This window comes from Paenibacillus silvestris (assembly GCF_009882985.1).
Lineage (GTDB): Bacteria > Bacillota > Bacilli > Paenibacillales > NBRC-103111 > Paenibacillus_E > Paenibacillus_E silvestris.
Genome location: NZ_WTUZ01000038.1, coordinates 67,077 through 80,361, shown reverse-complemented (window position 1 = coordinate 80,361; position 13,285 = coordinate 67,077). Strand labels below are relative to the sequence as shown.

At 47.9% G+C, this 13,285-nt stretch carries 9 protein-coding genes; 8 read left to right on the top strand and 1 reads right to left on the bottom strand.

The window, feature by feature from the left end; translation table 11 throughout:
- The first annotated feature begins 5 nt into the window (after window positions 1–5).
- The 4 genes from GQF01_RS28885 to GQF01_RS28870 are packed head-to-tail and all read left to right on the top strand — an operon-like array spanning window position 6 to window position 6,651.
- Window positions 6–866, top strand: coding sequence for a carbohydrate ABC transporter permease (locus GQF01_RS28885; RefSeq protein ID WP_161410408.1), 861 nt, complete (start codon window positions 6–8; stop codon window positions 864–866).
- A gap of 36 nt (window positions 867–902) precedes the next feature.
- Window positions 903–2,768 (top strand): glycoside hydrolase family 127 protein, encoded by a 1,866-nt coding sequence (locus GQF01_RS28880; RefSeq protein ID WP_235960621.1) that lies wholly within the window; start codon window positions 903–905, stop codon window positions 2,766–2,768.
- A gap of 51 nt (window positions 2,769–2,819) precedes the next feature.
- Window positions 2,820–5,561 (top strand): glycoside hydrolase family 2 protein, encoded by a 2,742-nt coding sequence (locus GQF01_RS28875; RefSeq protein WP_161410407.1) that lies wholly within the window; start codon window positions 2,820–2,822, stop codon window positions 5,559–5,561.
- A gap of 7 nt (window positions 5,562–5,568) precedes the next feature.
- The gene (locus tag GQF01_RS28870; RefSeq protein WP_161410406.1) at window positions 5,569–6,651 is read left to right on the top strand and encodes a Gfo/Idh/MocA family protein; all 1,083 of its coding nucleotides are present in this window, start codon (window positions 5,569–5,571) and stop codon (window positions 6,649–6,651) included.
- Between the two features lie 226 nt (window positions 6,652–6,877).
- Here GQF01_RS28870 and GQF01_RS28865 read toward each other — a convergent pair whose 3' ends face one another.
- A complete protein-coding gene (locus GQF01_RS28865; RefSeq protein ID WP_235960639.1) occupies window positions 6,878–8,068 on the bottom strand; it encodes an ROK family protein in 1,191 nt (396 codons plus the stop codon).
- Between the two features lie 332 nt (window positions 8,069–8,400).
- Between GQF01_RS28865 and GQF01_RS28860 the strand changes: the two genes are divergently transcribed.
- The 4 genes from GQF01_RS28860 (at window position 8,401) to GQF01_RS28845 (ending at window position 13,279) form a co-directional block, all read left to right on the top strand.
- Window positions 8,401–9,744: an ABC transporter substrate-binding protein gene (locus tag GQF01_RS28860; RefSeq protein ID WP_161410404.1), complete on the top strand. Its 1,344-nt coding sequence runs from the start codon at window positions 8,401–8,403 to the stop codon at window positions 9,742–9,744.
- A 21-nt stretch (window positions 9,745–9,765) separates the two neighbouring features.
- Window positions 9,766–11,478 carry an alpha-L-fucosidase gene (locus tag GQF01_RS28855; RefSeq protein ID WP_161410403.1) on the top strand — a complete coding sequence of 571 codons (1,713 nt, stop codon included), beginning with the start codon at window positions 9,766–9,768 and terminating at the stop codon, window positions 11,476–11,478.
- A 90-nt stretch (window positions 11,479–11,568) separates the two neighbouring features.
- Entirely contained in the window at window positions 11,569–12,486 is a 918-nt protein-coding gene (locus GQF01_RS28850) for a carbohydrate ABC transporter permease (RefSeq protein ID WP_161410402.1), read from the top strand.
- A gap of 4 nt (window positions 12,487–12,490) precedes the next feature.
- Complete coding sequence (locus GQF01_RS28845; protein ID WP_161410401.1) at window positions 12,491–13,279, top strand: carbohydrate ABC transporter permease; 789 nt, start codon at window positions 12,491–12,493, stop codon at window positions 13,277–13,279.
- The last annotated feature ends 6 nt before the right edge of the window (window positions 13,280–13,285 follow it).

Here is a 13,285-nt window from a genome sequence, read left to right as displayed (position 1 = left end):
CGAGTATGGCTGCTGTATTAACAAGTAGGAGAAAACCGGTCAACGTGACTCACCTCCTCGCAGGCACACTGACCTACATCATGTTGATTATTGTTAGTTTATCCATGTTGTACCCGTTTATCTGGATGTTTACCACTTCGCTGAAGCAGGAGTACGCTGTTTTCGAATTCCCGCCACGGTTCATACCAGAAACTTGGGAGTGGGTGAACTATGCAACGATTTTTAAAGCAGCCCCTTTCATGACGTTTTTGAAAAATACGGTCTTCGTTACGGGCATGGTTGTTGCCGGGCAGCTATTGGTCTGTTCGCTTGCGGCCTATGCATTTGCCCGTCTTTCCTTTAAGGGTCGGGATATTATTTTTATTATTTTTCTATCAACGATGATGATTCCATCCGAGGTTACGCTCATTCCGACGTATGTGATGGTGTACAAATTCGGTTGGTTGGATAAATATGCGGCCCTCATCGTACCAGGACTAAGCAGTGCCTACGGCATTTTCATGCTAAAGCAGTTTTTTCTGGGGCTGCCAAAAGAAACGGAAGATGCGGCCAGGATTGACGGCTGCAGCGAGCTGCGAATCTACTGGAACATCATTGTCCCCTTATCGAAACCAGCATTGGCAACACTTTCTGTTTTTACCTTTATGGGAATATGGACCGATTTCTTATGGCCTCTGCTTGTGACGAATACGTCTGAAATGAGAACGCTCGAGGTTGGGCTTTCCATTTTCCGCAATGTGTACACGACGAACTGGCCTCTGCAGATGGGTGCTTCTCTTCTAGTGATTTTGCCGGTGCTCATCGTCTATATTTTTAGCCAAAAATACTTCGTTCAAGGAATTTCATTGACAGGAATGAAAGGGTAAAGCATACACCATTAACCCAGAGAGAGGTCGGATAGGATGAATAGCATGGTGCAAAATAATTCACTTTCCACGCATAAGCTGCCATTTCAGCAATTGGCTCAGGTACCATTTACGCAGGTTTTCATAGAGGATAAATTTTGGTCTGCCAGGATGAAAGCTTTGCAAAAAACGACCTTGAAAGCTTGTCTGACCCAGTGTGAACAAACAGGAAGAATTTCGAATTTCGCCAAAGCCGCAGGTTTGATGGACGGTGAATTTGAGGGGATTTTTTATAATGATTCAGATGTATACAAAGTTCTTGAAGGGATCGCTTATTCCCTTATGAACGAGCCGGATGCCGAGCTGGAGGCAGAAGCCGACAAGGTAATTGATTTCATTGCCGCAGCTCAAGAGGAGGATGGATACCTCCAAACCTATTTCACGCTGGCTGAACCCGACAAGAAATGGACGGATATGAACAAGCATGAGGAGTACTGTGCAGGACACCTAATTGAAGCGGCGATTGCTTATTATCAAGCAACAGGAAAGCGCAAGCTGCTGGATGCTGCCATAAAGTTGGCTGATCATATCGATGCTTTGTTCGGACCGAATAAACGTCACTGGGTTTCTGGACATCAGGAAATCGAGCTGGCACTTGTGAAGTTATATCTGGAAACCAAAGAAGAGCGGTATTGGAAGCTTGCTTATTGGTTTCTGGAAGAAAGAGGACATGGGCATGGTGTCGGCTATAGCTGGGATCGGGCAGATTGGGGCGCTGCGTATTCACAGGATCACCTCCCGGTGCGTGAAATGTCAACAGTGACAGGACATGCGGTGCGTGCCGTCTACATGTATGCAGGGATGACTGATGTGGCAGCTTTGACTGGGGATGAAGGTTACTTGGGCGCGCTGGATCGACTCTGGGACAATGTTGTGAACAAAAATATGTACATCACTGGCGGTATTGGTCCTTCCAAGGACAATGAGGGCTTTACGTCGGATTACGATTTGCCGAATCAAAGCGCATATTGTGAAACCTGTGCTTCTGTGGCGATGATCTTATGGAACCATCGGATGAACCTGCTGCATGGAGATAGTAAATACGCCGACATCGTTGAGCGCGAAATGTATAATGGCGCATTAGCAGGTGTTTCCTTGTCTGGCGATAAGTTTTTCTATGTGAATCCGCTCGAGACGGACGGCAGCCATCACCGCGTGGAATGGTACAACTGCTCTTGCTGCCCGACACAAATTGCAAGATTTATCCCGTCAATCGGCAATTATGTGTATGCCGTCAATGAAAGACAAATTGTGATCAATCAATATATTGCTGGGATAGGGTCTTTGCAAGTTGGTAATGAAGGGGTTACGTTGAAGCAAGAAACGAATTTCCCATGGGACGGAACTGTGACGATTCGAGTAGAAGAAAGCGGTGAAACGCCTTATGATTTGCTGTTGCGAATTCCAAGCTGGTGCAAAAACTTCACACTGAAGGTGGACGGCGAAGCGCAGACTCATCCAAGCATGCATAATGGGTACGTAAAGTTATGCCGGGCATGGAAGGCTGGCATGGAGATCGAGCTTGTTCTCGAGATGCCGGTTCAGAAGGTGTATGCGCACCCACTAGTGATTGAAAACACGGGCAAGGTTGCTCTACAGCGCGGTCCGATCGTCTATTGCATCGAAGAAATGGATAATGCGGCGGCTTATGAGCAGACGATTGTGTCGCCACATACACGCTTCCAAGCGGTGTTCGAGCCGAATTTGCTCGAAGGTGTTGTCACCTTATACGCTGTGGGGGGCAGTCCGACCGACACGTTCCAAGCGATTCCGTACTATACGTGGGATAACCGTGATTCAGGGAAAATGCGTGTATGGCTGCCAGAGGCTAAAGTCGAGGCGGCGCTGTACGAGATTCAGTAAATTTAGTTTCTGAAGGATCGGGTGACACACATGACGGATATGAAAATGAATATGCCAAAATCAGTTGACCGTATCAGTTTAAACGGTAAATGGGAAGCCAGCATCGATTTTGCACATGCGTTCAGGGAAGACTTGAATGCTCATACGCAGTGGCGGGACATAATTGTCCCGGGCTGCTGGGAGCAGATAGAGGCTAACAAACAGGCGGACGGTCCTGTGTGGTACCGAAGATCCTTTGATGTGCCATCAGAGTGGATGGGCCGACGAGTGGCATTGGATTTTGGCGGTGTGAACTACTATTGCGAAATCTATGTAAATGGTGGATTAGCATGCAAGCATGAAGGAGGCTGGAGCGGATTCCAGGCTCGGGTGGAGGGACTGCTCGCCTTCGGAGCAGAGAATGAGCTGTTGATTATGGTATACAAACAGGGTGTGAGGTTCCCCCTGCGGGCGAGCCTCGCAGGGTTTTTACCTGATGTTGGCGTTATTTTCGGCGGGATCTGGAAACCGGTGCACTTGCAGCTTGTTCCTGACGTAGTGATACGAGATGTTTTCGCGAAACCTCGCGTTCTTCATCAAGCAGTCGAGGTGGAATTTACTCTACTGACAGTACCTAGTGACACCGAGTGCTCCGTTACCGTAGCGGCCGAAATCAAAGATAAACACGGCAAAGTCGTAAGCCGCAAAGAACAAACGGTTAAGATTCCATCCGCTGTGGAGCGGGTGGAGGATAAGCTATGGTTGATGTTTGAAGACGCGATCTCCTTATGGAGCCCAGAGTCACCGACACTCTACCAGCTGCATGTGGCTGTTCTAGGGGATACCTGCGAAATAAGCAGCCATGATTGTCGATTCGGTATGAAAGAGCTGGAAATTTACAGGGATCAATTTCTCTTGAACGGAAAGCCGATCTACTTGAGAGGCGTGCTCCACTGGGGCTGGTATGCCGATACCATTGCGCCGATACCAAGCAGAGATGAGATTCGCGAAGAACTGAAGCGTGTCAAGGAGAGCGGGTTTAACCTTGTTAAACACTGTCTGTATGTACCTGTGAAGGACTATTATGAATTGGCTGATGAGATGGGGGTACTGTTGTGGCAGGAAATGCCGATGTGGTTACCTGAGGTAACGCCGGAGTTCAAAGAACGTACGTTCGCTCAGTTTGAATCCATTCTTCGTGAAGTGCGCAATCATCCATCGCTCAGCATCTGGACACTCGGCTGTGAATTGGATCAATCCGCGGATTCAACCTTTCTGCAAGAGCTTTATGCCATGGCGAAAAGCCTCACGGATCAAGCCATCATCCGTGATAACAGCGGCTCCGGCGAGTGCTATGGCGGGCTTTTGAAAGAATATGCAGATTTCTATGACTATCATTTCTATACAGATTTTCATTTCTTTCCGGATCTGCTAAGTCAATTTGCAGGGTCATGGCGAGAAGACAAGCCATGGGTTTTCGGGGAATTTTGCGATTATGACGAGTTCCGCAATCTAGACACAACGTTAGCGGATCACGGCGGCGAGCTGCCATGGTGGCTTCAATATGATGAGGCTGTCAACCCCGTTGCCAAAGAAGAGCGTTGGCAGTACAGCCGGCAAGCAGAGAAGCTTGCGAAGCTTAATTTGCCTTTTAGCCATGCGCAGCTGTGGAATAATGCGAACAGAAGCGCTTTCGTGTACCGCAAAGCAGTACTTGAGTTTGTGCGTACATATGCCAAAATTAGCGGATATGTCATCACCTCGATCAAAGACAATCCGATCGCTACCAGCGCTGTTTTCGACGATAAAGGGCAGCCGAAGCAGCTTCCAGAAAAATTCCGGATGATGAATGATGCCACAGTTATGACCCTGACCTGGGATAATCGCCGCAGCTGGATCGGTGGAGGGGACAGACTTGTCCGCTGGGATCCGTTCAATTATACGGCTGGCACGTTCATACGGCCGCATTTGATCATCTCCCATTACGGGAGTAGTCCTCTAGAGGACGGTTTGCTCACGTGGAAAATGGTTGCTGAAGCCGATGGAAACGTGCTTGGCGAAGGCGTGCTTTCCTCCGTCGTTGTACACACCGGGGAAGTTAGAGAGATCGGTGTGCTGGAGATCGCTGCACCGGAAGTTGAGACGCCATCTGCGGTTACGCTCCGTGCAACGTTAACGATGGCGTCAACTTCGGATGAAGCTCCTGTCTGCAACGCGTGGACATTGTGGGTATATCCGAAGCCTGCGCTGACGCTGGAGGAGCAATCGATGCTGGTGCTCGACGATCCCTTCCATGTTTTCGCAGGGCTGAGCACGATATATCCCGGGATTCGTACCCAAACCGGCCTACAAGACAACACGCGAGTGGTTATCACTTCGCAGCTGCTCCCTGAGCATGAATCGTTCATGGAGCAAGGCGGCAAGGTACTCTTCGTACAGAGGAGTCAATACGGTCCTTTCGCCTTGAAACAGCTGTCGTTTTCAAGAGAATCGCTGCAATTGTTCCATGACCATCCGGTGATGAATCGTTATCCACACGAAGGGCATACCTCACTGTCGATGTTCGGTTTGGCGACAGACACCGTGTTTGATTATGCTTCCCTGCCTGCACATCAACCACTGATGGAGCGGCTGGACGCTAGATTGTTTGAACGCGCCGGATATATGTTCGAATCAGCCCAGGGGCAAGGAACATTGATAGCGACTACCCTTCGTTTCGAAGGCGGGCTAGGCGCGCAGCCTCAAGGCATTGTCAACAATACGGGGGCGCGTTATTTGCTTGACACGACGATCAAGTATTTATTGGAGGGATAGGGCTACGATGGAGGGGCATGGACGTTTTACGCACATTGGAAAAACTTACGGGCTAGGCGTCATTGGACTAGGGGAAGGGAAAGGATTGATCAAAGGGCTTCATGGTCATCCGGAGCTAAAGGTAATTGCTATCTGTGATGTGAACGAGACTCTAGTCCGAAAAGTTCAAACGGATTATGAAATCCTGTATGGTTATGGCGATGTGTTACAGATGTTCTCACGGGAAGATATCGATATCGTGGCCATTTATACACCAGATCAGCTTCATTTGGCGCATATCGAAGCTTGTTTTCGCGCAGGGAAGCACGTCATCTGTACAAAACCGTTGGTCAATTCTTTGGCGGAGGCCAGGCAGGTTATGCAGCTAACGGCAGCCTATCCTCACACCAAGCTGATGGTTGGCCAAAGTTCGCGTTTCTTCGGACCGATGCAGGAACAGCGCAAAGCTTTTGAAGCTGGGCGATTGGGTCCGATTTCGTTCATGGAAACTCATTATGTGCATGATATGCGTTGGTTTTATGGTAATAGGCCTTGGGCGATGGAGGGTGGTTTCGATCTTCTTTTTGCCTGCTACTCGCACCCTATTGACCTGATCAAATGGTACATGGGAGAGGTGGAGGAAGTATCCGCGTATGCTAGCCGTTCGCTGATCGCTGAGCAGGCAGATTTCCAGGGAAATGATACGTTCATCATCAATCTCAAATTTACCAGCGGCCGCATTGGCCGAGTGCTTGGTTTATACGGGTTAGAGCAGCCGCATCAGTGCCGGCCATGGATCGAAGTTGCAGCATACGGAACATTAGGAACGTTTATCGCGAAATATCCACAGCTGGAGGCGGTCGTGAAATACAAGGGCGAGCATGAGCATGTGGCGTCTTATTTCGAGGATACGTACCACTACTTTCAGTTTGAAGGGGTCAACCATCATGCCGGTGAATTCGTGAATTACACGGAGCACTTTGCTCGTTGTCTTACGGAAGGCACATCAGCGCAGCCAGATGCTGCTGACGGTTTCACGACGATAGCGACATTAGAAGCGATTCGCGCTTCCATCCAGCGAGGTGTTCCTGTGAGAGTGGAGCGGGTGTAGTGCTTGGAGTTATAACTAACGCCGATTTCTCCTGCTAATTACTGCAATTATTCTACTTCTACCCAATTAACTGGAATTTCTACGGTTACATTCGCTGAATTGAGCAAATCCTGGCCAGATACCTGCGAATTAGCTGGATTTTCTACCGCTATTCCCTTCCCTGCCACTGAGCAGGTGGAGAATAACGGTAGATTTTCCGGCTATTTCGGCTGCGACGCCTGAAAAGTCACCCCATCAAAGAATTCTCGATGATCGTCGTAGAAAGCTGCCTCAACACCATCGAAACGCCTCCATGGGCAACGCCGAGCTCGCCTAAATCAGAACAATAGATCTCCAGACCCAGCAGAAACCGCGCAGGAATCATTTCGCGCAGCGTGTTCCAGATCGAATTAATCAGCGTAGGGCCAAGCAGCGCAAGAAGCCCTCCAATACAGATCACCCTTGGGTTGTACGCATTGATCACGTTGGCTAGGCCGATACCTTGATAATGACCAAGCTCGTGCACGCTACTAGTGATTCTAGAATCACCACGCTCAATACCTGCTACAATGTCTGCAATTGTCATCTCCTGAGGTGTTGTTTCCAATAACTCGTAAAGCGCTTTGATGGAAGCATACATCTCCCAACAGCCTCTGCTGCCGCAGGTGCATTTCTTGCCGTTCATATGAATGGTGGAATGTCCTAGTCTCCCCGCAGTACCTGTCGTACCGGTGAACAATTCTCCCTTGCTGTAGACGCCAACGGACAAGCCCCAAGAGCTTGTTACATAGACTAAATGATCCGCTGCTTTGGCCCCTCCAAAATGAACTTCCCCCATTGCGCCCGCATAAGAAGCAGGATTGACATGAACGGTAAGCCCAGGGACTCGTTTGGCAAGCTCGCTTCGCAGAGGGAAATCGTTCCATTCCTGCAGGTTGGCGCTGTAATCTACGACATCAGTCCGGATATTGTAGTAGCCCGGAATGACAATTCCAACACCTACAATGCCTAACTGACGTTGCGCATGATCCTTTTCTAACTTTCTCAAAATTCCCGAAATCGCATCCACGAAAAAGAAGGGATCTTTGCTTTGAAGCGGAATAATCATGCTGTCCAGCTTTTTCCCGAGCAGATCCGTGACGAGCACGGTGAACTGGTTGATCTCAACATCAATCCCAACACAGATGCCTGCTTTCTCATTCAGATCGACCAGCGTAGGCGGGCGTCCTCTGGAGGTTCCCGTTGTGCCGAGTTCTACGACAAAACCTTTCTGTACGAAGAGATCGACGCAGCTTGAAACGGTCATCTTGTTGAGGCCTGTAAGAGAGGCAATTTTGGCACGAGATAAGGGGCGATATTTCAAAATTGTAGAGATGGCGTGTTCCATATTTATTTTTTTAACAAGATCATAATTTCCGATAGGTCCGTTCGAATGCATAGGGCTCACAACCTTACTTCCTGCAGGGTAGTTATTTAGTATGAATGATATACAAAATAATGAACGGTGTCAAAAAAAATATGACGGTATGCAAAAAATACCGTGCTTTTAATTAGTATAACGTATATACTAAATACCAAGATATTGAAAGCGCTTTATATATTATAGTGGTGGCGTATGGGCTAAATAAGGGGAAAAATTAATTTTTGCAAGAGCTCAAAACTCATTCTTGACTTATTAACGAATAGACTTTAAATTAATATCAACTAAGCCTAGTATTTTACTTGGTATTACGTTTATACTAAATAAGTTGAAAAGGGAGTGTTCTGTTTATGAAAAGAATGAGACTCGCGAGTTATTTGCTGATAGGCCTGCTTCTGCTTTCCGCATGCTCCGCTCAGACTCAAAGCACTACGGCAACCCCATCTAGCGATACAAAAGCGGCCGCCACGCAAAAGCCCGAAGAGGTCACAGGTGAAATTTCATTCTGGTCCTGGTCACCCGAAGATAATGTCTGGCAACCTTTAATCAAAGCTTTTAATGAGAAATATCCCAAAATTAAAGTGAATTATGTGCGCACACCATCGGCGGACTATGACAAGAAAATCCAAGTCGCCATTCAAGGCGGCGAGGTTCCAGATGTTATGGCATTCTCCAACGGGCCCATGATCAAGAACTATTCGCCTATTCTCGAACCATTAGCGCCTTTGGCCGAGAAATCGTTAGGCAAGGATTGGCAAAAGCTATTCAAATCTACGCCAATGGAATCTTCCAAGAAAAACGATTATAAGACGATACCAACAGGAGTTGCGGTGACGCCGTTCCTTTCCTATGATGTGGACCTGTTCAAGAAAGTAGGCGCAGAGCCACCTAAGACGTATGACGAGTTGAAACAAGTCGTGAAAAAGTTTGAAGAGGCCAAATTGCCGGGCATCGTGCCTCGTTTGGGCTTCGCCGGCGGTAAAAGCGCAACGGTAACGGATGTTTTCTACACACTGGTCAACCAGATTGCACCGGGCAAATTGTATGAAGCAGATGCGGGAAAAGTGAAATTTACCGATCCGGTGTTCCTTCAAGCGACGAATGCGTTCAAACAATTTTATACCGATAAACTCTTCCAAGACGGCAACCTGACAACCAAATTCGACCCGGATCTTCGCGATATGTATGAGCAGAAGAGACAACTTCCAATGATTCTCGTTGGGGCATGGATCATGACTGACGTAGCGAATAAGGATGGTTTGAAAATTGGCGACCGCACCTTCGGATTAGTACCGATGCCAACAATTGCTGGCGGCAAAACGAGTGTCCTTATCAACGGCGATGTTCCCCTCGGCATTAGCAAAGATTCCAAGCATAAAGAGGCAGCCTGGAGATTCGTAGAATTCATGGCTACTGGCGAATATCAGACGATTTTGAGCAAAGCACTGCAATTCCTTCCTGTGAAAGAGGGGCTGTCCATGGACAAATCCGCGCTCAAAACCGACATTGAGAAGCAATCCGTTGATGTGGTTCTGAATACACTTACGAATAATGTAGGCGGCATCCGCTTCCTGGATAATGCTTCTATTGAACAAGCGCTTTTTGCTAATTTACAAAAGGTGGCGACCGGAGCAGTGACGCCTGAGCAAGCGATGGCCGACGTGCAGAAAGCTTCAGACGCCGTGAAGCGCTAAGAGGGTGAGGAGGAGATAGCTATGAAAAAGAAAACGATACTCGCCATGGGCAGCTTGTTACTCGCGTCTGTGCTGTCCGTTTCTACCTTTATCCCCAACGCTAAGGCGATAACACCGGATGAATACGTACAGTTGGGCTTTGGATTTTTCCCACACTATGGATTAAACACGTACACGGGTACAGCCGGCGGCGAGGGGAACCCGCAAAACTTCCCTTCCACGCTGTTTGCACCGACAGATTTTGATGCGAATCAGTGGGTAGCGGCAGCGAAAAACGCCGGAATGGACTACGTGATCGCCGTGGCCAAACATCGTTACGGCTGGGCAGCCTGGGATAGCGCGTATACAACCTACGATATTGCCACCAGCTCTGCGCCGAACCTCGATGTCGTCAAAGCCATTGCCGATGCATGCAAGGCGTACGGATTGAAGTTTGCCATCTATTTTAATGCGGATGACAGGTATCATTTTCCGAATGGCGTGATGGGGAATAGCGCGTATACCGATTTTGCCAAAAATGAACTGACTGAGTTATTAACGAATTATGGAGACGTGATTGCGATCTGGTTCGATCATGCCAAAGCGATCAATAACAGCCAAGCGGCTCAGTTGGAAGCTCATGTGAAATCGATTCAGCCGAATACGCTCGTCTTTTTCCATGATGATGATAAAGCAGCTGATTCCGATGTGCATGTGACTGAATTAGTGAATGGCGACCCGCCGGTTGGCAACAGCACTCCGTGGGAAGAAGCTTGGAGTCTCTATACAGATTATTGGTCCTTTACCAATAATGAGTCACCGGCGGCACCATGGAGCAGCGCAGCGTATACAGCAAACAAGGTGCATTATTACAACAAAAGGTATGCCTCATTTGCCGTAAGCGTGCCACCTGGTCCGAATGGGAAAATTTCGCAGGCAGGGCTGGATCTGATGCACAATATTGGATTGATTCCAAGGTGGAAGCAAACCGATGATCGAAGTCCGCTCGTCACCTACAGCGGCACATGGGATGATCAGAGCAATTCCAGCTACTTCAAAAGCACAGACCGAAACAGCGGTCAAGCCGGTGCTTCCGCAGAATATACGTTTACGGGCACAGGCGTAAGGCTGATTACGAAAAAGAACGTATCGACAGGCATCTTCGATGTTTATCTCGATGGGAATAAGGTCTCGACCTTTGATTCCTATTCAGCATCAGCGGACTTTGATGTTGTTGCTTATGAAGCAACGTCGCTCACGAACGCAACACACACGATCAAAATGGTCGCAACAGGCACCAAGAATCCTAATTCAAGCGGCGTTAATGTGAATTTGGATTTGTTCGAGTATTTGGGTACTCCCGTGCAGACTCAAACGGATACAATTGTTGATGATACGAATGCAGCCATCACTTACAGCGGCACTTGGAATCACATTTCCAGGGCTGCAAGCTATGATGGAACGATTTCGTACAGCAGCACGCAAGATGCGTATGCCGAGTACGCTTTTAATGGAACAGGCGTTAAGCTGTATACCCAAAAGGGAGCAGGCGGAGGCAAGTTCGATATCTATGTAGATGGCGTCCTCCAGACGACTTTCGACTCCTATGCGGCGTCGCAGCAGAATAAAGTGCTAGCAATCGATAAGCAAGATTTGGCGGCAGGTAATCATATCATTAAAGTAGTCGTGAAACATACGAAGAACCCGAATTCGAACAACTATTTCGCTCATTTGGACTACATTGCGTTTCATTAATTAAGCTTACATTCATGAGAAGCGGGCCTCTGTGATCTGCAGTTTGGCAGGAGGAGGCCTTCCCTCGTGAAGGTTGTGAGGAGGAGCCAAGTGGATATCGCGTTAGCGGCAACGAAACCAGAAACAGCCAAATCGAAAAAGAAAAAGCGAGGGCGCTTCACAGGCTTATATTTTGCTCTGCCCTTATTGCTTTTTGTCTCGGTGTTCACGTTTTTTGGCATTTTTTATAATGTATATATCGGATTTTTTGAGTGGTCGGGCATTGGCAGCAAAGCGTTCATTGGTCTCGACAATTATGTGAGTCTGCTTCATGATCCTAATTTCTATCAAGCACTTGGCAATACGCTCTATTTTCTAGTTATCACAATTCCGCTCTCGATGGCGCTTGGACTCCTGCTTGCAACCTTGCTTAATGGTGTTTGGGTAGCAGATGGGCTGTTTAAATCGATTTTCTTTTTGCCGCACGTCATTGCTGTTGTCACGGTAGGGACGACTTTCGCCGGCATTTATGAGCCGAATTTTGGCTTGCTGAACACGATACTGCGGTTTGCCGGTGCGGAAAGCTGGGCGCATTCCTGGTTGTCTGAGCCAGCTACAGCGCTGAATGCCATTGCTGCCGTCTACATTTTTGCCAATACAGGATTCTACATGCTGATTTATTACACCAGTCTACTAAATATTGACCAGGAAATATTCGAAGCCTCCAAAATCGATGGGGCTGGGGTTCTGAGGCAATTCCGCCATATTATTTTCCCCATGCTCAGCGGTACCCACATCACTTTACTCATTCTAGGCATTATTCATGCACTCAAAGTATTCGACTTAATCTGGATTATGACAGAAGGCGGCCCGGGAGGAGAGACGGAGCTCATCTCTACTTTCTTATTCCGGGAGTCTCTTCTCAAATATAGAACGGGATACAGTGGAGCGGTTTCCGTTGTTCTGCTGCTTATCGCCTTTGGTTATACGGCTTTCCAGCTGCGCGTCTATAACAAGGTTAGGAGGTAAAAAGATGTTCGGTCGCATGCAACGCTCTGAGAAGATCACGATGAATCTTCTACTCCTAATCCTGGCTGCTATCTGGGTGATTCCTATGGTTTATCTGGTGATGTATTCGTTCGAGGGTGACCAGTGGGGAAATTATCAAGCCGTTGTAAGTTTGGACTTATTTCCGCATTTTCTAATCAATAGCTTCATTGTATCGACTTCGGTCGTGCTGCTGCTGCTTATCGTAGTATCCTTGGCGGCGTTTGGCTTCAGCAAGCTGAGATTTCCTGGGGATTCTTCTGTGTTTGCGATCTGTTTGATTGGTCTGATGATCCCGCCAGTTGCGATGCTCGTTCCTTTATTCCAGACGATTAAATCCTTTCATTGGATGAATACGTATCTGTCCTTAATTGGCCCAGAAGTCGCGATGAGCATTCCTTTCTCCTTGCTGCTTGCTCGTAACGCGTTCGATGAGGTACCTGGCGAGCTTCTGGAAGCAGCAGAGATTGACGGTTCCAATGCGTGGGGAAGATTCGTTCACGTGATGCTGCCTCTGGCCATACCGGTGCTGACAACGATTGGGATTCTTGCTTTTTTAAACTCCTGGAATCAGTACGTACTTCCGCTTGTTTTCATTAGCAAGGAAACGATGTTGACGGTGACCATGGCTCCCAAATTTTTCATCAAAGAGTATACCTCTGATTATCATAAAGTGTTTGCAGCACTTGTTTTAATTACGATTCCGGTCGTGATTCTGTATATCTTCGGTCAAAAGTACATGCAGCGTGGCTTGACGAGCGGCGCCATCAAATAAACATCT